We start from the raw sequence: 23,227 nt of genomic DNA, 5'->3' as shown, positions 1-23,227 counted from the left end.
TGGTTCTTCTCTCCTGCTGACCACCCTAAATCAACCACAATGAAATGATATTAATACGGCTTTTGTCCCTGGAAATTCCCTGGCGGATTGTATTGACAAACAAAGTAATCCATCTGGGCACCTCTAGCTAGACCACAACCAACTTCTGTTGTATTCTTCCAGATAATTTGGGTGTAGTGACCACATTTTTGCCAACCTCCTCTACAGGTATTCGGGAAAGTACTATTGGGAATGAAATACTGCTTTTCACTTCCCCAGTTATCAACCATTTTGGCCTGTGAATAACGCCCTTTAGTGCCAGCCCAAATGTTTTCTCCATAGTTCGTGGAACTATGTTTGAATGTATTCGTAGAAGCCAGTTGCTTCGCCCATTGCTGAGCAGAACTTGCCAAGCTATTAGACCATTTTAGACTGGGCACATTTACTTGTTGACGATATTTATTGTGCGCTGCCAAAACTTCATTCCGATTAATGCTTTGTACCAGCAAGATAGGGGAATTAGAAATTGTTTGAGTCTGGTTTGGTGAAGGCGTTAAGGCTGCTTGGGTTAAATGAACATTAGTAGCAACCAAACCTATACTCACTCCCGCAGCTACCATGAGTGAAATTCGATTGTATAGTTTACGCCTAATAGACACTTCAGTCTTAGCCGTATTTCGGGTTTCCTGTGATTGATTGATAGATATCATTTATTTGGCTATCCTTCATTGAGCAAAATGAAACTCATGATTAGCAAAAATTCACGACGATATTTTAAGTAATAATTTTAATGCATCATTTTACTTAGAAATCGTCAAAGAATCCAGAAAAGCCTGAGCTTCAGGAAAAGCTAAGTTGCCATCGCCTGCTACAACTATTAATTGATATAAAGCTGGCTTTTTAGGGTCGATCATAATTCGTGACATCATGGCCTCGCCCCGCTGACTTTTCCCCTTAAAAGTAATTTCCCTTCCCGTCAAACCATTGAATGTAATCGTCTTTTCACTTGTCACAGTTGAGTTGCTACCTTGAGCTTGTCCATCGCGAATCCCATCCAGCTCTTTTTCAAGACTATCTTTCTCAAAGTTATATTGACTCAATTTTCCAGGGTAAATTATATTGGAAGTTAAATAAGCTCGATTATTAGCTTTGTCTTCATACAAAACCTGCATATACTTAAGCTTCCCTACATTAGGGTTGGCAACCGTCTTATCTTCCTCCTGTGGTTTACTAGGAAACTGGATAGTATAACTGTTATCTTTGGCTTTATAAGTGTACCAATCCTTAGTTACGGAATCTGACTTTGTTTCAGATAAAGCCGAAGATTGTGTTGTGGGTGATTGAACACTGTTTGATGCTACTTGGTTATTGCCGCTACAGGCAGCCACAGGAATAACTAAAGCCAAAGCTGCCGAGATGAAGAGTGATTTCATGTTCGCCATTGAATGCTTAGAAAAAATGAGTGTTCTGCCTGTATATATCTCTAGATCACCTGCTACTTATGCAGTTAGATAATCGCTAAGTAATCTTAGGTGAGAGAACCTGAAATTGGGTGAATGAGTTCAAATCGGAAGGGGACGCACCCTGAATGCTCTCGGAGAGTAAAGTCATTAGGCTCTCCGAAGTTTACCCGTCGGGAATGTCAATTCGAGTATAGTTTGTGGGCAAACTATACCCCAATAACCCGCATACTTTTGTAAGGTTCTCGTTTCCCTCTTGAAGGAGTTGCGGAGATAGAGCGCGGCAGATAATGACTTAGCTCAGCCTGTCCCTGTGATTTGCATCACCCTGAAGACTCTGGGCGATTAACTCACGACACTGGGTTCGGAACTTGTCGCCACATTGAGAATAGTTCCTTCCAGATTGGCGTTCTCCAAATTAGCGTCCGTCAAGTCAGTCTTAGCTAAGTTGGCGTCACTGAAATCGGCACTACATAAGTTAGCCCCATTTAACTTGGCATGTGCCAGGTTGGCTCGATACAACCGAGCTCCATTTAAGTTGGCACCACTCAGGTTGGCTTCTATCAGGTTTGCACCACTCAAATTTGCACCAATCAAGTTGGCACCACTGAGGTTGGCACCAATCAAGTTGGCAATGCTCAAATTGGCACCGTTTAAGTTGGCTGCATGTAGCTTGGCTCGAATCAAGATGGCACCAATCAGGTTGGCAGCCCCCAGCATTGCCTCATTCAGGTTAGCACCACTGAGTTCAGCACCACTGAGGTTGGCACCCACTAAATTGACATTAGTCAAGATAGCAACACTGAGTTTGGCAGCAATCAGGTTGGCATCCCTTAAATCCGCATCACTTAAGTTGGCATCACTGAAGCTGGAACCAATTAAGTCTGCACCGCTAAGGTTGGCACCACTGAGGTTGGCTTCTCGTAGGTCGGCCTCACTCAGGTTCGCACCACTGAGATCTGCACCAGCTAAGTCGGCGTCCCGAAAGTCTCTTTCTCCTGCGGCATAACGTGACAGAAGTTCGTTGACATCCATAGGTTCATTCCCCATTTTGAAAACTCAGTTGTAGCAAAATTTTTCTGAATTTTCCTTTCAGGAGTAAACTAGGGGACGTTTGACGGCTGAGTCAAAATCTCCAGAAATTCTTGCACAACAGTGTCCGGTTCCTCCCAGCATCGGGTCGCCTCATAATGCTCAACAATACTGATGTTAGGAATTTTAAACAGACGAAGCTCTTGTGGCGCAATGATCCTGCGCTCTGCGCTTTGCAGTGGCGTGGGACTATGTCCCGCAACACTTTCGCTATCGCTGCTTAAAGAAGTGGTACCAACGTTAGGAGCGTCCGTGGCGCAAAGACTGACTCGTTCAGGGTCATACAGAGTGCAGACGGGTGGCTCAGATGGCTCACCATTGACTTCCAAAATGCCCCACTTACTCTGGTAAAAAACCAAAAAGTCAATTTCCTTACTATCGATGTGTTGAGTGCTGTGAATGCGTGTCCAGCCATTCAAGTAGAACGGAACGCCAGCACGCTCAAAAGCTTCCGCGATTTTTAGCTCTGTTTTTGAGTGGAAGTAAAGACCATTCCATTCGTAAGGCGCTCTCTGATCTGGATTCCGGATATTCAGGCTTACCCCCAAACTCAGGATGGTTCCTTCTAGATTCGTGTTATCCAGATCGGCATTAGTCAAGTTAGTTCCTGCCAAGTTAGAGTCACTTAAGTCGGCGTTAGACAGGTCAGCATTAGCTAGATTGACATAAGCCAAATTTGAACGACTTAATTTAGCTCCTTGTAGATTGGCTCCTCCTAGATCCGCTTCAATCAGATTAGCTCCGCCGAGGTTGGCTCCTTGCAAATTAGCACCGCTGAGGTCAGCACCAATCATGTTGGTCACACTCAAGTTCGCACCCTGTAGGTTCGCTCTACTTAGTCTGGCTTTAATCAAATTCGCACCACTAATATAGGCACCACTCAGGTTACTACAGGTCAAATCAGTACAACTCAGTTCAGCGCCACTTAGATTGGCACCACTTAGGTCAGCATCCCGTAGGTTCGCAACACCGAGCTTGGCACCAATCAGGTTGGCATCATGCAGATTGGCATCCCTGAGGTCGGCAGCACTCAGACTCGCAACAATCAGGTCAGCACCCCGTAAATTAGCACCAATTAAGTCAGCATCCCGCAAGTCAGCATCACTCAAATCGGTATCACTCAGATTGGCATCACTCAGGTCAACACCACGCAAGTCAACACCACGCAAGTCAGCACCACGCAGGTCGGCCCCACGCAGACATCTCTCTCCTGCTGCATAGCGTTCCAGCAGTTCGTCGGCATTCATAGGTATATTTGGCTTTTTGTGAACTCAATTTCAACAAAATTTTTCTTAAGCTAATCCAAGACCATGATAGGGTCAATTTTTATCTGAGGTTCAGCCCCCAATTTCTAGAACGTTACCACTAAACCTCGATCGCCGAATTAGCCGTCCAACGAGAGCTTTCTACTTTGACTGAAGTTATCCAGACCCTGGTGACAGTACCGTATAAATTCTTGGGCAAACTTTCAGGAATTGGCGCAAAAGACCTTGTAGAAAGAATTAACAACGTAGATTTGCTAGAGCTTGTCAAACCTAAAGTCAGTTTTAGACTCAAGTGTCTAGGATTTCCTCCTTTCTTTTCAATCGGTGGTTGTGTAAACTTGACAACCGCCGTTTTTTTTTGACCCATCAAGGTATGTAGGAACTGCCTAGACAAGGGGCGTGAGCGTCAATTCTGGTTTTGTCAACTTTACTTGTCTTTTGTCGCCTAAAATGTTTTATTTACAAACACAACATAAAGCGATTTCTGAACTTATGTCAAATAAAATTGACGTGTTAGTCAAAAAATAATTACACTTGAATCACTCGTTCAGCATGGAGCAACCTTGATCAAGCAGGTTCCAAGCCATGAAAAACCGTCTACGTACTCTTAGGAGTGAACGCAACTGGTCTCAGGCAAATTTGGCCGAGCGTTTGGAGGTTAGCCGTCAAACGATTAACGCGCTGGAAGCGGGTAAATCTGACCCAAGCCTGCCCCTCGCCTTTAAAATTGCCCAACTATTCCACTGTCCCCTTGAGGAAATTTTTTTTCTGGAGCCAAAGTCTATGTTTGCCAGAAAATTTTGTGCAGATGACAGCTTTGAAGGGTTCAGCCAGCAGGCGATTGAAGTAATGAGGTTAGCCCAAAATGAGTCGAAACGCTTGAGGCATAACTTTGTCGGCACTGAACAAATCCTCTTGGGACTCATGGCTGAAAGAATGAACTTTTCTGCCCAACTTCTCCAGTCAATGGGAGTGACACTCTGGAAAGCTCAGGTGGAAGTACAAAAAATTATCGGTTATGGTTCTACCCTCTTTGACCGCTCCAGACCGTTGACCCCGAAAGCAAAACGAGTTGTCAGATTAGCCTCAGAAGAAGCATCGCGCTTCGGCGAACCGGAAATTAGTACAGAGCATCTTATGCTCGGTCTGATTCGCGAACAGGATGGAGCCTCCGCAACTGTTCTGAGGAACCTGGGTATTAATCTTCAGGATTTAGAACAACAAATTCTCGAACAACTGCAACCCGTCTCACCAGAGGACGAGGCTCCCCCCACATCCAGGAAAATTAGATCCCTTAGCGATAGTGTTAGACCGGGACCGGAGCTATCTGCCTCGGAGAGGGCCTCAGACCTTGTGACGGGTGAACTGAGCGTCCGCCTTAGTGCCAAGTTACTCTCTTGGGTCGAACCTCGCCAACTGGGGCGTGTAGTGGTTAATACAAGTTTTTGGCTACCCAATGCGGAGGTTTCGGTTCCCCGTCTAGCCTTCATTTCACGGGAACGCCTGAAACAGATTCCGGTTACCTATCCTGTACTGGTACCTGACTTAGTTGTAGAAATCAAATCTGCCTTTGACCCACAGGGTTTAGTCCAGGAAAAAATTCAATTATTCATCAACCAAGGAACCTCCTTAGGACTGTTGGTGGAGCGGGAAGAGCAAACTGTAGCTTGCTATCGTCCAGGAAATGAAGTGATTCGACTGGGGAATGAGGATACCTTGACAGCCACAGAACTCCTGCCTGGATGGGAACTTCCCGTATCTGAACTTTGGCCCTATGCATTGGATTGAACACAACTGCGTGTAAGGTGCGTTGTGACACACCCTACTCCTGCAATTTTTAAACAAAGACGCGGTGTTGTAGGCAAGGCATCTGACGGCGGACTTGCTCAAGGCGAACAGGATTAATTTCTGCGATCGCAACTCCTGGTTTTTCTCCAGCATCCGATAAAATCACTCCCCAGGGATCGATAATCATGGCGTGACCGTGAGTGCGTCGTGTGGCATAATGACGCCCTGTTTGCGCTGGAGCAATCACATAACAAGTGTTTTCAATGGCTCTAGCTTGGAGGAGGACTTGCCAATGGTCTTTGCCTGTATAAGCGGTGAAGGCCGCAGGAACAAACAAAATGTCCGCGCCCTTATACGCCAAATGTCGGTAAAGTTCTGGGAAGCGAACGTCATAACAAACAGAAAGCCCCAAGCTGCCTAGTTGATCTGAATGGTAAACACTCGGCAAGTCGGTACCCGCCATCACCGTACTCGATTCTCGATAGGTGTTACCATCGGGGACGTTGACATCAAATAGATGAACTTTTTCATAACGAGTGAGTTCGGTTCCACTGGGATCAATGAGTAGAGCCGTGTTGTAGACTTTTTCCTGGTTGACAGGCACCGGGAAACCGCCGCCGAGGATAGTGACTTGAAAGCGCTGTGCCATCGTTTTGAGGAATTTTTCGCTTTTTAAAGCGATCTCGTTGGCCTCAGCAATCTTGTCTTCCTCTGTACCCAGAAAAGAAAAATTTTCGGGTAAACTGACGAGTTCGGCACCCTGGCGCACGGCAAGTTCTATGAGTTCTTCTGCCTCAACCAAGTTTTTTTCGAGGTCGGGCAAGCTAGTCATTTGAATTGCGGCGGCAAGATAGGACTTCATTTGCAATGTAGGACGGGGACTTCTATAGCTAAGTTTTGGTCAATATAGCAGGCAGAGTCGTTAAAAGCTACATACTCCTTTCTCTGAGAAGCATTGGTTTTACACCTACCCTGTTTGCTTTATACCGCGTTACACAAAAGACAAAAATGACTCCTACGAAGCAGCCGCGCTTGTGTTGACAAGATGTAACGCAGTTCAGCGTTAAACGCGCAAGTTGGAGAAACCTGCACGTCACTGCATTACATCGACGTGAGCCTATCTACTGGGCAAGAGCGTTAGGTTTTTCTTTTGTTTTGGCAGAATATCGTCTCTAATCTTACCTCAGGCAGACAATCTACTTCCGCTTCTTATGTAAACTTCCGATCAATCCCTAGATTCCGATCAATCCCTAGAATTTGGATAGAGTATGGGTAAATAATGTAAAGAAATGTAACAAAAACAGCGATCATGGACAAGAATCCGGAAAAGCGAAACAAAACTTAAGTCGATGCGTCCGTAGTGCTAGAGCTGTTGCTTGAGTTTAAATGAGTCCAAAAGTTCTTGTATTGCCTTTATTTAGCAAGTGAATAAGGAAATCTACCATGAATCTAATCCGTGAAATTGCCCAGCAAGCGCTGACAACCGGTTATCTGACTGTAGAAGCCGAAAACCAACTACGCCAGCTTCTGTCCAAGAAGTACGATTGGGAAGACTTTAGAGCGTTTATAAGATTACAGCAGGAGGCGATGGAAGGTCGGGTGAAACAAGAGTCTCGTGAACTCCTGTACTCTGGAGAGCTTTCGGGTGGCGGTGTCAATCCAGAGGTGGCGATCGCCTCTTAAAGCATGAATCTGTGTTGATCAGCCCTTCAGGGCAACGGCGCTCAAGAAGTTCGTTGCTAGCACTGTAGAGTCCATGTTCTATACATATCTGTGTGTTTGATGTTCTGTCTGAGTCTAGAAGTTACCTAAGTACTCGTAACTTGGAGCTAACCATTGAGTAACACGCGAGCCGTTTTACTGGTGTCGTTCGCGTACCGTCTCCAAGAGAATTAAAGCGCTTCTTACCAATGAGGTAGGTGATTGGCTTGACGCCGCGCTCGCACAATAACAGCTTTGATTTTATGTCAGAACAAATGCAACGCAATTAAACCACAAATACATAAAGGACACCGAGAACACAGTCTTTAGAGGTGGGACACGGGAGAATATGATGATTGAAGTACAGTGGAGAAAAGCTCCCTAAACTCCAGTGGTCGATATTTCTATCCTGATCAAAACGTTTGTTGCTGTGTTTGTCCTAGTCGATGCTTTGGGCAATGTCCCGATTTTATTGGTTCTGACGAAGGGCATGGAACCTGAGCAAAGACACAATGTCGTAGATCGAGCCATGATGATAGCGACATCGGTACTGCTAGGCTTTGCCTTTGCAGGTCAATGGGTTTTGAAGTATTTAGATATCAGTATGGGGTCTTTGCGGGTAGCCGGGGGACTACTCTTACTGCTCATTGCTTTACGGATGCTAGAGGGAGAAATGGATACACCTGTGCTTGAACAGGGACGTGATGTTGCGATTACTCCATTGGCCTTGCCTCTGTTAGCGGGGCCTGGAACACTCACCACTGTCATGCTATTGATGTCTGAATCGCCTACAGCTCATTTGAGTGTTGTGATTGGTATTGTTGCCGCCATGCTCGTAAGCTGGCTAATTGTGCGTTTGGCAGGTCAAATTGATGCTTGGATAGGCCCACAAGGTGCGGTGATTATCATTAAACTTCTAGGTTTTCTGTTGGCAGCTCTAGCGGTGGAAATTGGCAGTGCTGGAATTCGTGAGCTTTTTCTGAACTGATGTACAGTGACTAAATAATTATCGTGCTGACGAAATAAAATAATATTGTTGTTTGAAAGCTTTGATTTGCAGTTACTCTAACCTAATTATGGGTAATTAACCGGACATGATATAAGCCCGCGATCGCTCCTAGATAAAGCCGAAGCGATCACGGTTGAGGCGTTACATTAGGCTGATAAAGTCGGCTTGAGTAATCAGGCTAGAATTGACATCCGCCAGGATTGCCAGCACCTCACCACCATTCTTGCTGATCAGGGTGTTGCCGTTGCTAGAACCAATGGTCAGTTGCCCAAAGGTGAGTCCTCCGGCTAAACCGATCTTGTCTTCACCATCGGCGAAATCCTGACGTTGCAGGCTTAAGTGGTGTAGTTTTCCAACACATTGAGGATAAAGCCTTACTTCTTGGTCACAACGACACGTAATTAGTTTTGGCGACAGCAATTTGTCACCGATGACAATTAATTAGTCACTGTACAAGTGTCCGTACCAGGATATAGGTTTACTTAAAGCCCGTGACGAGGATTGAACTCGTGACCTCACCCTTACCAAGGGTGTGCTCTACCACTGAGCTACACGGGCAAATAAAGTTTGGATTTTCCTAAATCTCGGATTAATCAATCCAAAATTTTAAATCCAAAACTTAGAATTGAAGTGGTGGGCCGGGCTGGATTTGAACCAGCGTAGGCGTAGCCAGCGGATTTACAGTCCGCCCCCATTAACCACTCGGGCACCGACCCATTTTCGCCCACGAATATTAATAGTAGCACAACTCCTATAGAAATCCAATATTTTTTTTGAATCTAGAATTTTTATCAGCTTGGCCTCCCACTCAGCGGCTTAACCCCCATCAGCCATCCCCTGTCGCACTAGGAATAGCACCTTCAGACTCCCCCTCTCCGCAGCACCTTATTAGAAGCGCTACTATTTCTCACCCGTGCTGCCCGACTGGGGAAGTCGCTTTCATCATAAATTTCGCCCACCAGCTCTTCTAAGATATCTTCCAATGTTACCAACCCTACTGTGCCACCATATTCATCCACTACAATGGCAATATGTAATCTATGTTGCAACATTTCCTTAAGAAGATTAGCAACCCGCTTCGTATCAGGAACATAGACAGGCGGGTCCATCGCCTCTGTGACCAAGACCGGAGTGCGACCTTCTTTTTGGGCTAACGTTAGCTGCTGGAGCGCCCGCTTTAGGTGAACAATTCCCACGATTTGGTCTTTCGACTCTTCTTGAACGGGAATGCGGGAATATCCCGTCTCTAAACAGAAATTTACGAGATTTTGCAACGTTTCCTCATGGGAAATCGTTCGCATCTCAATCCGGGGCTTAACCAAATCCCGAACGTTGAGGCTATCTAACATCAAAGCTTTGGAGAGCAGTTGGTGTTTATCCAGATCGAGTTTGCCTTTACCCCCCAAAACCTCAATCAGTAACGTGAGGTCTTTTAAGGATTCTCCTTCCTGAACAACTCCCCCTTGAAAAAATCGAATGGCTGTTTGAGCGATCGTTTCAAAAAAATAAGTGATGCCGAAAACAGATAAAACCCTAGATAGCCAATAGATAGGGCGTACTGTCAGCCTAAAAATTGGCATGACATTATTGATGGCTACGGATTTGGGGGTAATCTCTCCAAAAATCAACACCAGAACTGTGACAACCGCAGTAGCAATGCCCAGACCGGCACTGCCTAGCCAAAGAGCAAAAAGGTTACTAGTGAGAATAGCTGAAAAATTATTGACCAGGTTGTTGCCAACTAAAAGTGTCGTAATAAAACGAGAGCGTTTCTCTAAAACCAACCGGAAAATGCCACTGGGATCACCTTGGTCTTTAATCAGTGACCTGAGTTTGAGATTATCGAGTGCCGTAATTGCGGTCTCTGAACCGGAAAACATAGCCGACAGCACCAGCATAAAGACCAGCACAATAATATCAAGCCCAACATTTCCCAAAAGGGGACCGATATCAGAAGCAGCAAGAAAGTATAACGGAAATGATACTGGCAAAAAATTCACGCTTAGAGCGCAGTGCTTTTAACTGCAAAATTTATGAAAAGAAGTTTTTACTAGATTTGGCTGGTAAGAGGAAATCCAATAGAATGCTTAAAATTCTACTTTAGCGTTAAAGCCCTGAGGCGATCTGCTCAGAACACAAGGAGTAGATCTCGTAACGTCGTTACCACTGACGCAACGCTCATTTGTCCCGAACGGGGTACTCCCGCCTAAAGCAGGATACGGTTGAGGGCGATCGCCGCAACAGACGTTTTTACAGAATTAGTGAGCTAAAAAGCCTTCAATTTTGCATGATCAAATTTCTGAAACTCTTGTAGGATAGACCGGAAAATCCGTGCGTTGAATGCAGTTTGCCGACATAACAGCTTCACTTTGACCTTCGCTAGAGGCGATCGCAAGACGGTAGTTTCAACCCATCTAGTTTGTGACACTCGCTCACTCTCGCTGTCTAGGGAGGCGGAAGCGATCAATGAGGGACTTCCGAAGCTAGCCCCTCAGACTAGCTGTCAGTTAGTTCCCACACTCCGCCATTAACCCACTGTGTACGCACTTTGAAGCGCCCACCAAAGAAGCAAGCCAATACTGCCCAAAACCAGTACGGCCGAAATCGCGATCGCCTTCGGGCTATCAGCTCCCTTAAATTTCATGATTCCACGATTGAGGTCTGACATATCGCTTTGGCTCCTATCTTTAAATTCAAGCGATGTAACAACTCGAATATATCCTGGTCTAGATTATCGATCAAAGGAGGATCAATTCATACTTCACAGGATTGATTTAGAAGCTATAGAGGTAAGGCGTGAACATCTTGCTGGTGAGTTTGCTCGTGTGGGTTGGGCTGTTATTCGTTTTAGAAGCGGCATTACGGTGGCTTTTTGGCTTCGGCAATCCCCTGCTTTATCTAGCCGATCAGGATATGGGGTACTTGTTAGCCCCGAACCAACTCACGAAGCGGTTTGGCAATCGCATTGCCATTAACGAGTATTCCATGCGAAGTCCGACGATTACAAAGACGCGACCCCCCTCAACACTGCGAGTTCTGTTAGTGGGAGATTCTGTTGCGAATGGGGCGTGGTGGACTGACCAAGATCGAACCCTTTCAGCACTGATGACGGCTCACCTGAAACTCCCACTTCCCGAAGCATGGGGCGAAAATCTGAATCGACAAACGCTATTTGAACGAGTTGAAGTTCTAAATGCCTCAGCTAATTCTTGGGGGCCCCGCAATGAGTTAGCTTATTTACAGCGTTTCGGAACATTTCAGGCTCAGGCGATCGTGTTGCTGCTCAATACCGATGATTTGTTTGCCGCCGCACCGACTTCCCAAGTTGTAGGACACGCCCTCAATTATCCGAATCGGAAACCCCCTTGTGCTTTGGCTGAAGTCTACACTCGTTACCTGTTACCGAAGCTCAGAGGTATCGGAATAAAGGCCATTACCCCAAAACTGGAGGTATTGAGAGATAAACAAAGGGGGGAAGTGGCGCTGATGCCTTCACACCCCTCTGCTACCTCGGACAATACCCAGTCCGTTGTTAGTGATCACCTTGACTCCTGCCCAGAACGCTCTTACGCCAACGGAGCGCCGACTTGGACGCCAGGGGCTTCACAAGGCATAACACCTCTTTCTGGGTTAGCACAGCCCTCAACAGAAGCCTTAAAGAACGATCCCTTGGATAGCAACTTGGATGCCATTCGCCAAATTCAGTCCCTCGCGACGCGTGCTGGTGCTGAGTTTATACTCGCCATGACGCCTCTATTGCGAGAAATTGGGGAACCGGGCCCCCGTGACTACGAGCTGAAGGCACGCGATCGCCTCACCCAGCTTACCCAAGATGAACTCATGCACTATCTGGATTTTCTGCCCCTGTTCAATCACTGGGAAACGCCTCAGAGGTTGTACCGCGACCACATTCATCTGAGTCCTCCAGGAAATCAGACAGTGAGTGAAGTGATCGCGCGATCGCTCCAGCAAGTGTTTCAAAAATCAGCCACTTTCACGACAGGGGAAGAGGGAATGACTGACGCTTAAACCTAATCCCCATAGCCCCTAGTCCCTCGTTGTAGCCCCAAGTCCAACCTCAAGGCTACTCACTAAGGGTTAATAGGTGACGACTGACACAGGGCGAACATGCAGGTCGCGGCGATCATAATCCAATGGCTGCCAAACTTGACCATCCAGAGCGATTTGCTCAATTAAACTTGCCAAGCGGAGAGCCTTTAGTGCCTGTTCACCCCCAACGGAAGGCTGATTTCCGCCTCGCACACAGCCCACAAAGTGTTCCAACTCCGCGCAGAGTTTGTCAATGTTGCTGGTGTAAACCTTTTCAATCAACCCATCTTGGCGATAAAGCACCTGACCATAATCCGTCATGCAGTTCGCCGTCGTTTGCCGATGAATCAGAATCTCATTGTTGAGAAAATCGGCTTCCGTCAGCGAGTTTTTGCAATGAGCCGCAATTCGCCGAATTTTGCGGTGTGTCACCTTGCTAGCGGTTAAGGTCGCCACAATTCCATTGGCAAAACCCAAGGTAGCCGTCACATAGTCTAAATAGCCAGAATTGTCCGCACGACTGCCGCTGGCGGTCAACTTCACCACAGGGGCGTCTGCGAGCTCTAACAGCAGGTCAATGTCATGAATCATCAGATCCAGGACGACGGAGACATCATTGGCTCTATCCGAATAAGGACTCATTCGGTGAGCTTCTAGAGCGAGTAATTCTTCTGTCTTTAAAACTTTGCCCAGTTCCTGAAAAGCGGGGTTAAAGCGTTCAATGTGCCCAACTTGCAGGATGGATTGGGATTCTGCTGCGGCATTCACCAAAGACTCGGCTTCGGCAATACTGGCAGCGATCGGTTTTTCTACTAAGACATGAACCCCCGCTTGCAGACAATTGATCCCAACTTCGTGATGCAACTTTGTAGGAACGGCAACACAGACAGCATCTACATAGGGTAGAAGGTCGCGATAGTCCTCAAAAAAACGGACACGGTATTTACTTGCCATGTCCAAACCACGTTCGACATTAATGTCTGCCACCCCTACAAGTTCTACGTCTTTGAGAAAACTTACAACGCGGGCATGATGTTGTCCCATATTGCCAACGCCGATAACGCCAATTTTTATTGGCTGCGGCAGGCTGCGCTGCAAATGGGTATCCGGATGTCTTTGGCACATTCTATCTTGCACTCTTGTCTGCTCCTCCACCACGGGAACTAAGTCGATTTGCTTATTCTGAGCCGCCTTAAACCATCCAGATAGTACCACAGCCCCTCTGAGTGTGAAGAATTCCAAAGTTTTGCCTAGATCCCTCAAAATTTCTAGGAGGTCTTTGGGGCGGTCATTTTCTTTTCATTGTGGTTTTACTACTTCTAGAGCGTCGGATAGATGTGTCAGTTTCTGGGTTGTCCATTAAGACTGCGATTTCCAGTGCTTTTAGACTATTTCAGCTCTCCCTGCCGCCTCACCATGCAGTTTGACAGTAGGGCAGCATGGCATTGGCATCCGCACGGCTGACTGATAAACCGCAATTTCTTTGAGGTCTGTGCGTCCATGAGACGCCAATAACTCACCTGATGCGAGTCGAGAAGTGGAGAGGAGAGTGAGGATGGAGGAGAAAGCTTGTCGGATACTCCTGAAAATTGATGAGAAAGTTCTGCCGTGATGTATAGCAAAAGGCACCGGAGTTCATACAAAGAGCTAGAGGATTCGGCGCGCTGGGTCGCCGAATATCGCAGAAGGCAGAAGGGATGCATATTGAGGGCTCAATGTTCCAGTATTTGGCGAAAGTCCTAATTGCCTTGGCGACTGCTATACCAGGAGGCCCTCTCATTGCACAACTCCTGACTTCTGCTGAATTTAAAGAAACGTTTCTCAATCACTCCTTTTGTGCAAAAGTTGTAATCAGTTTCCATTGAGCCGTCAAAATTTGTAGCCTTAATAATCTTAATCGATTTCATCAATATTCTGTATTTTATGGTATTGATGAAATTAATTCAAACTCCCAATACTAGTGCTTTTGCCCCTACACTTCGCTTATATGATAGATAAGTATAAGAAGATTGGCTTGTTGGCTAGTTAGCCTTGCAGATATAGCCTGAAACTTAGTAGCTCATCAAAGAAGGACTTAGATTTTGAAAGCCGTTATTTTGTTATCTGGAGGATTAGACTCTGCAACAGCTCTCTATCAAGCCAAGGCAGATGGTTATGAATGTTATGCCATTTCTTTTGATTACCAACAGCGCCACCGCAGGGAACTCGAATATGCTAAGGCAATCGCCCATTGTGCGGGTGTGAAGGAGCATCAAATCGTCAGTTTTGATTTGCGACAGTGGGGCGGTTCCGCGTTAACAGATAATGACATTGACTTACCCGAAGAGCGCACTCTGGATGAGATGTCTCAGAACATCCCAATTACTTATGTACCAGCTCGAAATACGATTTTTTTGAGCTTTGGTTTATCTTATGCGGAAGCGATCGATGCTCAAAGAGTTTATGTCGGAGTCAATGCGTTAGATTATTCCGGTTATCCCGATTGTCGTCCGGACTATATCCAAGCCATGCAAAAAGTTTTTGCCCTAGGCACAAAGCAAGGTCGGGAAGGAACAGCTATTGAGATTGCCACTCCTCTGATTGACCTGAAAAAAACTGAGATTATTCAGCTAGGCAACCAGCTCGGTGTCCCTTGGGAACAAACTTGGTCTTGCTACGCTGGCGCTGATGTGGGTTGCGGTGTTTGTGATTCCTGTCGGTTGAGGTTGGCGGCTTTTGCTGAATTGGGATTGCAAGACCCGCTCTCTTATGCAATGAGGAGCGAGGAACTAAACCGATAAATCACAAAATCTTGATTTAGCCCTGTTATTTCATATTTTATCATTGCACTTCAACCTTGATTTGACTCAGATTTTTGCACAGCAAACTCATCCGTTTATAAGAATTATTTTAGGTTTCATCAAGGGAAAAATTAATATAGATTAATCTGATGTTTGTCTCCCAAGAATGACCTGCTGCCTCAATCCCGATTGCCAAAATCCCCTAAATCCAGATGGCTTAAAATTTTGTCAGCGTTGCGGGACAAAACTGGTGCTGTTGCGAAACCGTTATCGTCCCATTCAGCCCCTAGGTCGTGGGGGATTTGGCAGAACTTATCTGGCTGAAGATATAGACAAGCTAAATGAACGCTGCGTCATTAAGCAATTTACACCACAAATTAAAGGAATTGGAGCCATTGAGAAGGCAACCCAACTGTTTGAGCAAGAGGCAAGGCGACTCCAACAGTTAGGGCAACATCCACAGATTCCTGCGCTATTCGCATACTTTAAGGACGGCACTGATCTGTATTTAGTGCAGGAGTTTATTGAAGGGCAAACACTGTTAACAGAGTTGGAACAGCACGGAACATTTAGTGAATTCAAGATTCGGGAATTGCTGCTCGACTTTTTAGCTGTATTGAAGTTTGTCCATCAGCAGGGTGTAATTCATCGGGATATTAAGCCAGACAATATCATGCGCCGCAAGCAGGATAGTAAGTTGGTGCTCATCGACTTCGGTGTAGCCAAATATTTGAGTGGCACAGTAGTCCTACCGAAGACTTACTGCGGAACTCAGGGTTATGCGCCACTCGAACAGATGACCTATGGCGAAGCTTATCCCGCTAGTGACCTTTATGGTTTGGGGGCCACCTGTATTCATCTATTGACTGGCACCACTCCTCATCTCCTCTACAACTCGAAGGAAACCCGTTGGTTATGGCAAGACAAGCCGCCGGGTGCCGCTATTAGTAAGCAGCTAAGGCAGATGTTGGACAAGATGCTCAAGGTTGAGGTGAAGGCACGATATCAATCTACTGAGGAGGTACTCAAAGACTTAACATCTCCCATGATTGGGACTTGGTATGGCGAGTTTGACAATAAACTGGCGAATTTTACGATTAGTTACCATTTAGGTAGCTGGTTTGGTGGAATTTTAACCGTTCAATCTCTGAATGGTCTTTCTCGGATTGGGATTCAGGGTAACCTTGACCCCAGAACAAACGCCATCCAAATGCGAGAAGTGCGCGTCCTCTGGGAACCTTATTCAGGGTTGTGGAATTTGGGAAGGAATACAGGAACTTTGTCATCCGATGAGAAGCAAATTTCAGGGATGGGGCAAGATTCGCTGCAAAATTCATACTCCTGGTCATTCTTTAAAATGGGGGCAAGAGTTGAAATTTGGTATGGCGAGTTTGACAATCAAGCGGCGATGCTCACCGTTACTCCTGAGTCTGGTTCGTTTAGTGGAACCTTGAGTATCCAATCTGTTAATTTTAAGGGTTTTTATCGGATTGCGATTCAGGGAAACATCGATCCTCAGACGAATAAGGTAACGCTACGAAAACTGCGTGTTCTCTCACAACCCACACAATCGACGTCAGAAAACTGGGTCATGCGTATCGCGGCAAAAGTGGCATCAGGTCATTGGGTACTAGGAGAAAGTCAAGGGATTTTGTCGTTAGATGGGCTGCAAATGATAGGTAAGGGTCAATCCCCCAATCAACTGCCCTACTGGTGGTCATTTTCCCTGGAAAAATCCGAGTGGCACGACCGCTATTCGGAGTCTTTATAGGAATCTTCATCGAGATTACGCATTACTTCATCTTCTGGAATCTCCTCTGTTGTGCCCGTTTGTGTCACCCGATGGGGTATTGAAATGTCTTCCAGTGATGTGGATGTGGCCTCCTGACGGTGAATGCGAATTTGATGTACGCGCGGGCCTTCAGCCGAAACGACGGTTAGATTCAGATTGTCATAATTTAGGGTTTCACCCTGTACGGGAATTTTTTGAAATTGGTAGAGCACAAAGCCGCCTAAGGTTTGGTATTCGTCAGCTAAGGGTAAATTCAAATCCAAAAGTTCGTTAACCTCTTCCAAATCCATTTGGGCTTGCACTAGAAACGTTTGTTCATCCAGAATTTGTACGGGCAATTCTTCTGTACTTTCGGGTTCAGAGTTATCACCAATAATTTCCGCAATTAAGTCTTTGAGGGTGACTAACCCGGCTGTACCACCGAACTCATCCACAACCATCATCATAATCAGGTGCGATCGCTGCATCAAGGGCAAGAGTTCCGAAAGCGGCATCGATTCCGGTACAAACCGAGCGGGACGAATCCAGGGCAAAATTGGCGTTTCTAAGGTGAGCTGCCCTTGGGAGAGCGGTTGGGCTAACTCTTTGAAGTAAATAATCCCCTGAATGTCATCCAGGGATTCGCCCATGACGGGATAGCGCGAGTGACCGGTTTGAGCAATTTCCTCTAGCAGCGTCTGGAAGGTTGCTGTACTCGGAATGGCAGCAATGCTGGTGCGGGGAACCATTACCTCTACCGCTTCCACTTCACCAAACTCAAACACGTTTTTCAGGAGTTCGCGTTCTTCCGCTTCTAGTCCGGTGGACTCGCGTTCGGTGGTAATAATCAGTTGTAACTCTTCTGGGGTGACTCGGTTATACCAGCCTTGACCGGTATATTGGATACCGACAAGGCGCAGAAGCAAGCGAGTCGATTGGTTTAAAATCCAGATGAACGGATTAAAAAAACGTGCGATCGCGAGGCTAGGGGGGCCGAGAAACCGCGCGAGTTGTTCTGAGTAAAGCAGAGCAACGGATTTGGGACACAGTTCGCCCAGAACAATTTGCAGATAGGCAATCACAAAAAAAGTGATCGGGATGGCTAGAGAGTGAGCCATAAACTGGCTAACCGATCGCGGCAGGGGCAATTGTCCAATTCCCGCCGCGACCAGAACCGCCATGGTACTCTCCCCAATCCAGCCCAACGCCAAACTGGAAAGCGTAATTCCGATCTGAGTGGTCGAGAGTAAACGCTCGATGCTGCGTTGCAAGGATTGAACGGTTTTCGCCTGAACATCACCTGCATCTGCTAGCTGATTGATGCGCGATCGCCGCACAGAAACCATGGAAAACTCAGCCGTGACAAAAAACGCATTGATTGCAATCAGAAGCAGCACTGATAACAATCGCAGTACAATGTCTTGACCGGTGAGGTTAGAATAAACGCTCACAAAAACTTCCGCAACCTGGGGCAGCCCATCCTTTGCAGGAGTGGGAGAAAGAACGACACCGCACCTTGAGCCGCTGGGTAGAGAGCGGTGCTGTCCCTACCCATCCATGTTTCAAGAACGATCTGATTTGGCAACTCTATCAAAAGTAGAAAAATCTCAAGTTCGTCCTAAAAGAATTGTTACTATTTACGGTTGCCGCACTCAAAGGGTTTATCGGGCGACAGGAATTTCGGACATTTTTAGCTGAAGTCTTTGATCAGGATAATCCGTCAATGTTAACGAAAGCTTTTGGGCATTCTCGATCAAAGCGGCAGGAATACTCACTGTACCTGAATATTCCTGTCCATCGGGAGGCAATTCTCCTGGCAAACCTTCAGTAATCGCGCTCAAGGCACGACCTTGCTCGTCCGTAACGTTCAAAAAGCTATATAGGAATCGTACCGCATTGACTCCCTGATTCTTGAGCGTCACATTTAACAATAAAGAACCTCCCTGTTGATTAGCGGAGCGTATCTCTAACATGACGCCCCGATCCTCACTTTTGATGGGTAAGTTGAGATTAGGATTTGCACTGGCAAAGGATGCCTGTGTGAGCGATGGCTCAGGGGACGGTTGGTTATCTGGATCAGAGGAACTGCTATTGTTAGCTTGCTCGTCCTTGTTCTCAGGTTTCGCGTCGTTCTTGTTCTCAGGTTTCGCGTTCTTGCCAGTATTCTTGATGTACTCGTTAACCTTGGTGAGGATATCTTCTTCCCGCAAAATAGTTAACCCTTCTTTACCAGGAGCAGCCTTCTGTTTATCGGCTACATCTTTGATGGGGCGAACATCTGGCTGGGTAACGCCTTTGAGGGCCTCGTGACCGAGAGTGAATCCCCACATCGAACTCACAAAACCGGCACCTAACATCATTGCCAGCAGAATTAAGGTGAGAGCTACAGTTGAGTTTAATTTCATGAGTGATTCAAATTACTCCGCACATGCTCCGTGAAGTTGCTGTCAGTTATGCTTCTCTTACAGCTCGACAGCCGTTCGACACAAAATTTTGACATAAAAATTCATAGGGAACGGCTTGCTGCCAAAACAAGCAAGCCGTTTCTATCTTAGTTGTCTGTTTTAGCACTTACTCAAAAAAAGTCAATCTCTTGTTTCCAGAAACATGAGTGGGGGGAGTGGGGTCAGAGATGACCGGAGATCATACGAGGATGAGGATGGGAGAAGGTAAGACCGGAGATGAGTGCCCCAGATGACCGGAGATCATATGAGGATGAGCATGAGGGTGGGAGAAATACTAGTCATGCCTTTGGATCATGTGTAACGAACGGTGCCCTGAGTTGGAGAATCACTTGACGGGTTGAGATAGAAATCGTCGGCCCTAGATAAAGTGGGTATGCCAATATGGTAATAATAGATTAACCAGGGTTGGCCGAGCGGTTGAGGCAGCGAACTCATAATTCGCCCAAGGCAGGTTCAACTCCTGCACCCTGGATTGAACAATTCGCGTTTCACTGCCTGTTTCGTTGATGACTCCAGCACAGGGTTATTGAGGTGGTACGCTATCGAAAATAAACTCACCTCCCTCCAGCCGATTACCAAAACGGGGGGGGCCCGAAATGAGTCGCAGTGAAGAATTGAAGGGGTTAGCTAAGTCGGGGGTACGAATGACAGGGTCACTGGAAACCTGTAGTTCTAATTGTTCTCGATAAAGTTTAAAGATACGTTCAGCATCCCGCTCAACTTCCAGATCAGGAAAACCTGCACCCCAGGGTACACCAGCACCAATAATGTAATTGATTTGCCGATCAATCTTGCGGTTGCGGTAGAAGTCTCCAGATTCTTGGAAAAAGGCGCGATTAAATGCCTCTGGAATTGTTTCGAGACGCCTGGGTGGGGTAGTGAAGGATGCGTCAAGACCCATGGTTCTAGGGCCAGTATATTCTCCGGTTGGGTTTGGGACAGTGGTTTGGGCGTTCGCCGCTGAAATAAACCCACTAGAAGCGGCAGCAAGAACCAACGCACTGAGCAACTGGGTCAACCGCATTTGCATAATCCTCACACTCATAATTTTCTCAATAATATCTGATATTGCAGTTTAAGATTGTTGAGGGGCAAATTAGAGGGCGATCGCGCCAATTGGCTCTCTTCGCCAGTGCCTATTTTCAAATGTTTGACTGTAACTAATGATTGACTCACTTCAACCCCCACCGGACTCCAGCACTACCATCGATTTAACTCAACAGCGTCAATTCCTCCTGGATTTATTGTGCCAACTGGCTTACAAAGAGGGGGATTTTGTTCTCTCGTCAGGACAGCGCAGTTCTTATTACATCAATGGAAAGCAAGTGACCCTCCATCCCCAAGGAGCCTTAGCCATTGGGCGTCTACTACTCTCCTCTCTACCCTTCGATACCGAAGCGGTGGCGGGTTTGACGCTAGGGGCTGACCCGATTGTGAGTGCTGTCAGTGTTGTTTCGGCGCTGGAAAATCGACCCATCCCAGCGCTGATTATCCGTAAAGAAGCCAAAGGGCATGGAACAATGGCCTACATTGAAGGGCCTAGCCTGTCCGCCGGAGCGAGGGTGGTGGTCTTAGAAGATGTTGTGACAACTGGGCAATCCGCCCTGAAAGCTGTAGAGCGTCTGAAGGAGGCCGGTTACAGCGTGGAGCAGGTGATGGCGTTAGTAGATCGACAACAAGGCGGTGCCGAGTTGTACGAGTCAAGCGGACTGAAGTTTCAGACCTTGTTTACGATTCAACAACTCCAACTGCGGTATAAACAGCTACAGGCTTAATTGAGTACATCCTTACGACTCATTAACTGACCAGCTTTTTATTGATTCGTGGGGTTGTCCTGAGTTTCCCCGCTGGGGCTGGGTGACACCTTACCTGATGGTTTGGCATCAGGTACAGGCTTCTGTTGTTGGGGTTCTTCCGGCGGAGTTGTTGGGTTTTTGTTCGCTTCGGCTTCGGCTTCGGCTTTTCTTTTTTTGGCTTCCTCAATGAGTTGAGTGAACTTATCTTGCCAATAGCGTTGCTCCAAAAACTTTCGATCAGTTGCAGCAATAAATACTTTATCCCAGCGACCTTCTTCGACAGCTTTTTGCAGCTCGTTGTATTTTGCTTCAGCCGCTTTCCAATCGTCCTGCCATTTTTGAATTTTGGCTTGAGCTTCCTTGTAAGCCTCACTGCCGGGGAGAACTTTTTGAGCGTCAGCGATCGCGCCTTGCAAGTCTCCATTTTCATACTTATCCGCCGCTGTGTCTAACGTCTTGGAACTGTTATCAACAGCTTTTGGCGGAGTTGTTGAGGGTTTCGGCTGAGGAGTCTCAATCGGTCTCTGACTTACTGTCGTCTCCACAGGTTTTGGACTTACGGTCGTTTCAACTGGCTTCGGATTCACTTGAACCGTCTCAACGGGTGTCTGATTCGCTAAGGTACATTTGATGTATTGGCTACCGTTAAAAACCCATCCTTTCTTGGGTGTGCTAATTTCCACCCAACCATTTCGTTCTGCGCCAGTGAGAGAAAGAGAGGTACCTCTCTGAACCGTGGCAACGACCGAACCTTTGGGTGCGGAGCGGATGTTTAATGCCCCGCTGACTACTGTGCAACTTCCATTTGACGTATCTCCCACTTGAGTTCCGTTGCCACTGAAGTTCGGTAACAAGGAACCCTGACGCAGGGCGAAAGCCATGCCAACTGCACCGACTGCGATCGCCATTCCGATGCCAACCATAAGGGGGGTTTTATCAGAAGTGCCACCTGAAGGACTACTGAGCGGGGGATTGCTGGGTTGTCTGGGAGGTGCCCCCGGACTAGCTGCCAAAGTTTGGCGTTCTGAGATCGAGGCGGCTGGATAGGGGGGCGGCGGTACCCTCTGTCCCAACGGGGGGGCATCATTTGCCGATGGAGTCCTGGGGACAGCAGGGTAAGGGGCAGGGGGTGAGTAAGCCGTATTCAGTAGCCGCAATGATTCTAACGCTTCAGCCGCTGACTGATAACGGTCTTTGAAATGATACCGCACCATCTTTGACAACAGCGTTGCCAACCCTCGACTCACCGGCAGCAAATGCTGCCAAAGGATTTCGCCCGTACTGAGGTCTTCTTGGAAATTAACGGGCATCAGACCTGTAAGAGCCTGGATACCAATAATTCCTAATGCATAAATATCACTAGTAGGGCGTGGCTGGCCTAACGCTTGCTCACTGGCCATATAGCCAGGAGTCCCAATAGCAACGGTGTTGCTGGCTCTACCCTGAGTTGCCGCAAACTGAGTTCGGATTTGTTTGACCGCACCAAAATCCACTAAGACTAATTTATGGTCACTGTTGCGCCGGATCAGATTGTCGGGTTTAATATCGCGATGAATAACGCCGTGAGAGTGGACAAAGTCTAAAACACTCAAGACTTCTTCGAGCAGCGTCATGACTCGGCTTTCTTCCCACCGTTGACCCTGTTGCAGCTCTTGAGTAAGTGTATGACCTTCAATAAACTCTTGTACTAAGTAGAACTCTTGGTCTTCCTCAAAATAGGCTAAAAGGCGAGGAATCTGGTCGTGATGTCCAAGCTGTTCCAAAGTTTCAGCTTCACTGTTGAATAAACGTCGCGCCGTTTCCAAAAAGTTTGGATCGCTGCTGAGAGGCTTCAGTTGCTTGACAACACAAGTTGGGTTACCAGGACGCCTGGTATCCCGTGCCAAGTAGGTTCTACCAAATCCACCAGCACCGAGTACTTGAGTGACTTCATAACGCCTGTCAAGTAGCTTGCCTAACATGGGGGTGACGCGCTCGCATAGTTCATTTTCCAATCTTGGCATAGGCTCACGCAGAACGTGTGCCTGGGTTATGCCAGTTCGCTTTCATCTGGCTAAATGTCACTCGCCAG

23 protein-coding genes and 3 tRNA genes are annotated in these 23,227 nt (G+C 46.9%); 9 read left to right on the top strand and 17 right to left on the bottom strand.

Annotated elements, in window-relative coordinates; all coding sequences use genetic code 11:
- Positions 1-50 precede the first annotated feature (50 nt).
- The 5 genes from NDI48_10055 to NDI48_10035 form a co-directional block, all read right to left on the bottom strand.
- On the bottom strand, positions 51-599 hold the full coding sequence (locus NDI48_10055) for a CAP domain-containing protein (protein MEP0831548.1): 549 nt from the start codon (positions 597-599) through the stop codon (positions 51-53).
- A gap of 180 nt (positions 600-779) precedes the next feature.
- Positions 780-1,412 carry a hypothetical protein gene (locus tag NDI48_10050; GenBank protein MEP0831547.1) on the bottom strand — a complete coding sequence of 211 codons (633 nt, stop codon included), beginning with the start codon at positions 1,410-1,412 and terminating at the stop codon, positions 780-782.
- 372 nt (positions 1,413-1,784) lie between these two features.
- The gene (locus NDI48_10045; GenBank protein ID MEP0831546.1) at positions 1,785-2,489 is read right to left on the bottom strand and encodes a pentapeptide repeat-containing protein; all 705 of its coding nucleotides are present in this window, start codon (positions 2,487-2,489) and stop codon (positions 1,785-1,787) included.
- A 53-nt stretch (positions 2,490-2,542) separates the two neighbouring features.
- Positions 2,543-3,778 (bottom strand): pentapeptide repeat-containing protein, encoded by a 1,236-nt coding sequence (locus NDI48_10040; protein ID MEP0831545.1) that lies wholly within the window; start codon positions 3,776-3,778, stop codon positions 2,543-2,545.
- 118 nt (positions 3,779-3,896) lie between these two features.
- Complete coding sequence (locus NDI48_10035; GenBank protein MEP0831544.1) at positions 3,897-4,163, bottom strand: hypothetical protein; 267 nt, start codon at positions 4,161-4,163, stop codon at positions 3,897-3,899.
- Positions 4,164-4,381: 218 nt separating this feature from the next.
- Here NDI48_10035 and NDI48_10030 point away from each other — a divergent pair, with 218 nt between their 5' ends.
- Positions 4,382-5,584, top strand: coding sequence for a Uma2 family endonuclease (locus tag NDI48_10030; GenBank protein MEP0831543.1), 1,203 nt, complete (start codon positions 4,382-4,384; stop codon positions 5,582-5,584).
- A gap of 49 nt (positions 5,585-5,633) precedes the next feature.
- Here NDI48_10030 and NDI48_10025 read toward each other — a convergent pair whose 3' ends face one another.
- Positions 5,634-6,446: a carbon-nitrogen hydrolase family protein gene (locus NDI48_10025; GenBank protein ID MEP0831542.1), complete on the bottom strand. Its 813-nt coding sequence runs from the start codon at positions 6,444-6,446 to the stop codon at positions 5,634-5,636.
- Positions 6,447-7,027: 581 nt separating this feature from the next.
- On the opposite strand from NDI48_10025, the gene NDI48_10020 reads away from it, so the two are divergent.
- The gene (locus tag NDI48_10020; GenBank protein ID MEP0831541.1) at positions 7,028-7,267 is read left to right on the top strand and encodes a hypothetical protein; all 240 of its coding nucleotides are present in this window, start codon (positions 7,028-7,030) and stop codon (positions 7,265-7,267) included.
- Positions 7,268-7,676: 409 nt separating this feature from the next.
- On the top strand, positions 7,677-8,273 hold the full coding sequence (locus NDI48_10015) for a MarC family protein (GenBank protein MEP0831540.1): 597 nt from the start codon (positions 7,677-7,679) through the stop codon (positions 8,271-8,273).
- A gap of 162 nt (positions 8,274-8,435) precedes the next feature.
- Here the strand turns inward: NDI48_10015 and NDI48_10010 are convergent, their stop codons facing one another.
- The 4 genes from NDI48_10010 to NDI48_09995 form a co-directional block, all read right to left on the bottom strand.
- The gene (locus NDI48_10010) at positions 8,436-8,714 is read right to left on the bottom strand and encodes a hypothetical protein (protein ID MEP0831539.1); all 279 of its coding nucleotides are present in this window, start codon (positions 8,712-8,714) and stop codon (positions 8,436-8,438) included.
- A 66-nt stretch (positions 8,715-8,780) separates the two neighbouring features.
- Positions 8,781-8,852 (bottom strand) — tRNA-Thr (locus NDI48_10005).
- Positions 8,853-8,925: 73 nt separating this feature from the next.
- Positions 8,926-9,010 (bottom strand) — tRNA-Tyr (locus tag NDI48_10000).
- Positions 9,011-9,154: 144 nt separating this feature from the next.
- Positions 9,155-10,294: a hemolysin family protein gene (locus NDI48_09995; GenBank protein ID MEP0831538.1), complete on the bottom strand. Its 1,140-nt coding sequence runs from the start codon at positions 10,292-10,294 to the stop codon at positions 9,155-9,157.
- 369 nt (positions 10,295-10,663) lie between these two features.
- Here NDI48_09995 and NDI48_09990 point away from each other — a divergent pair, with 369 nt between their 5' ends.
- Positions 10,664-10,825 (top strand): hypothetical protein, encoded by a 162-nt coding sequence (locus tag NDI48_09990; GenBank protein MEP0831537.1) that lies wholly within the window; start codon positions 10,664-10,666, stop codon positions 10,823-10,825.
- On the opposite strand, the gene NDI48_09985 is transcribed toward NDI48_09990, so the two are convergent.
- Entirely contained in the window at positions 10,822-10,962 is a 141-nt protein-coding gene (locus NDI48_09985; GenBank protein MEP0831536.1) for a hypothetical protein, read from the bottom strand. The genes NDI48_09990 and NDI48_09985 overlap by 4 nt on opposite strands.
- Before the next feature lie 128 nt (positions 10,963-11,090).
- Here NDI48_09985 and NDI48_09980 point away from each other — a divergent pair, with 128 nt between their 5' ends.
- The gene (locus tag NDI48_09980) at positions 11,091-12,323 is read left to right on the top strand and encodes a GDSL-type esterase/lipase family protein (GenBank protein ID MEP0831535.1); all 1,233 of its coding nucleotides are present in this window, start codon (positions 11,091-11,093) and stop codon (positions 12,321-12,323) included.
- Positions 12,324-12,392: 69 nt separating this feature from the next.
- On the opposite strand, the gene NDI48_09975 is transcribed toward NDI48_09980, so the two are convergent.
- Both NDI48_09975 and NDI48_09970 read right to left on the bottom strand, forming a co-directional pair.
- A complete protein-coding gene (locus NDI48_09975; GenBank protein ID MEP0831534.1) occupies positions 12,393-13,469 on the bottom strand; it encodes a Gfo/Idh/MocA family oxidoreductase in 1,077 nt (358 codons plus the stop codon).
- A 258-nt stretch (positions 13,470-13,727) separates the two neighbouring features.
- On the bottom strand, positions 13,728-13,973 hold the full coding sequence (locus NDI48_09970) for a hypothetical protein (protein ID MEP0831533.1): 246 nt from the start codon (positions 13,971-13,973) through the stop codon (positions 13,728-13,730).
- Positions 13,974-14,425: 452 nt separating this feature from the next.
- Here NDI48_09970 and queC point away from each other — a divergent pair, with 452 nt between their 5' ends.
- Together queC and NDI48_09960 are read left to right on the top strand one after the other, a co-directional pair.
- Positions 14,426-15,124, top strand: coding sequence for a 7-cyano-7-deazaguanine synthase QueC (gene queC, locus NDI48_09965; GenBank protein ID MEP0831532.1), 699 nt, complete (start codon positions 14,426-14,428; stop codon positions 15,122-15,124).
- 166 nt (positions 15,125-15,290) lie between these two features.
- The gene (locus tag NDI48_09960) at positions 15,291-16,895 is read left to right on the top strand and encodes a serine/threonine protein kinase (GenBank protein ID MEP0831531.1); all 1,605 of its coding nucleotides are present in this window, start codon (positions 15,291-15,293) and stop codon (positions 16,893-16,895) included.
- Here the strand turns inward: NDI48_09960 and NDI48_09955 are convergent.
- Both NDI48_09955 and NDI48_09950 read right to left on the bottom strand, forming a co-directional pair.
- Complete coding sequence (locus NDI48_09955; protein MEP0831530.1) at positions 16,877-18,346, bottom strand: hemolysin family protein; 1,470 nt, start codon at positions 18,344-18,346, stop codon at positions 16,877-16,879. The two genes, NDI48_09960 and NDI48_09955, sit on opposite strands and share 19 nt — an antisense overlap.
- Before the next feature lie 210 nt (positions 18,347-18,556).
- A complete protein-coding gene (locus tag NDI48_09950; protein MEP0831529.1) occupies positions 18,557-19,300 on the bottom strand; it encodes a hypothetical protein in 744 nt (247 codons plus the stop codon).
- Between the two features lie 459 nt (positions 19,301-19,759).
- On the opposite strand from NDI48_09950, the gene NDI48_09945 reads away from it, so the two are divergent.
- A tRNA-Ile gene (locus NDI48_09945) sits at positions 19,760-19,832 on the top strand.
- Positions 19,833-19,883: 51 nt separating this feature from the next.
- Here the strand turns inward: NDI48_09945 and NDI48_09940 are convergent.
- Positions 19,884-20,405 (bottom strand): hypothetical protein, encoded by a 522-nt coding sequence (locus NDI48_09940; protein ID MEP0831528.1) that lies wholly within the window; start codon positions 20,403-20,405, stop codon positions 19,884-19,886.
- Between the two features lie 118 nt (positions 20,406-20,523).
- Between NDI48_09940 and pyrE the strand changes: the two genes are divergently transcribed.
- Positions 20,524-21,135: an orotate phosphoribosyltransferase gene (pyrE, locus tag NDI48_09935; GenBank protein MEP0831527.1), complete on the top strand. Its 612-nt coding sequence runs from the start codon at positions 20,524-20,526 to the stop codon at positions 21,133-21,135.
- A gap of 38 nt (positions 21,136-21,173) precedes the next feature.
- On the opposite strand, the gene NDI48_09930 is transcribed toward pyrE, so the two are convergent.
- Entirely contained in the window at positions 21,174-23,159 is a 1,986-nt protein-coding gene (locus tag NDI48_09930) for a protein kinase (GenBank protein MEP0831526.1), read from the bottom strand.
- Positions 23,160-23,227: the final 68 nt, after the last annotated feature.

Source organism: Microcoleus sp. AS-A8, from assembly GCA_039962225.1.
GTDB lineage: Bacteria > Cyanobacteriota > Cyanobacteriia > Cyanobacteriales > Coleofasciculaceae > Allocoleopsis.
Note: the sequence above shows the minus strand (reverse complement) of the source record. Positions and strands in the feature narration are given on the sequence as shown.

Coding starts and splice junctions, on each gene's coding strand:
- NDI48_10055 (MEP0831548.1), bottom strand. CDS start 599: ATGGTAGCTGCGGGAGTGAGTATAGGTTTGGTTGCTACTAATGTTCAT.
- NDI48_10050 (MEP0831547.1), bottom strand. CDS start 1,412: ATGAAATCACTCTTCATCTCGGCAGCTTTGGCTTTAGTTATTCCTGTG.
- NDI48_10045 (MEP0831546.1), bottom strand. CDS start 2,489: ATGGGGAATGAACCTATGGATGTCAACGAACTTCTGTCACGTTATGCC.
- NDI48_10040 (MEP0831545.1), bottom strand. CDS start 3,778: ATGAATGCCGACGAACTGCTGGAACGCTATGCAGCAGGAGAGAGATGT.
- NDI48_10035 (MEP0831544.1), bottom strand. CDS start 4,163: ATGGGTCAAAAAAAAACGGCGGTTGTCAAGTTTACACAACCACCGATT.
- NDI48_10030 (MEP0831543.1), top strand. CDS start 4,382: ATGAAAAACCGTCTACGTACTCTTAGGAGTGAACGCAACTGGTCTCAG.
- NDI48_10025 (MEP0831542.1), bottom strand. CDS start 6,446: ATGAAGTCCTATCTTGCCGCCGCAATTCAAATGACTAGCTTGCCCGAC.
- NDI48_10020 (MEP0831541.1), top strand. CDS start 7,028: ATGAATCTAATCCGTGAAATTGCCCAGCAAGCGCTGACAACCGGTTAT.
- NDI48_09985 (MEP0831536.1), bottom strand. CDS start 10,962: ATGTCAGACCTCAATCGTGGAATCATGAAATTTAAGGGAGCTGATAGC.
- NDI48_09975 (MEP0831534.1), bottom strand. CDS start 13,469: ATGTGCCAAAGACATCCGGATACCCATTTGCAGCGCAGCCTGCCGCAG.
- NDI48_09960 (MEP0831531.1), top strand. CDS start 15,291: ATGACCTGCTGCCTCAATCCCGATTGCCAAAATCCCCTAAATCCAGAT.
- NDI48_09950 (MEP0831529.1), bottom strand. CDS start 19,300: ATGAAATTAAACTCAACTGTAGCTCTCACCTTAATTCTGCTGGCAATG.
- NDI48_09940 (MEP0831528.1), bottom strand. CDS start 20,405: ATGAGTGTGAGGATTATGCAAATGCGGTTGACCCAGTTGCTCAGTGCG.
- pyrE (MEP0831527.1), top strand. CDS start 20,524: ATGATTGACTCACTTCAACCCCCACCGGACTCCAGCACTACCATCGAT.
- NDI48_09930 (MEP0831526.1), bottom strand. CDS start 23,159: ATGCCAAGATTGGAAAATGAACTATGCGAGCGCGTCACCCCCATGTTA.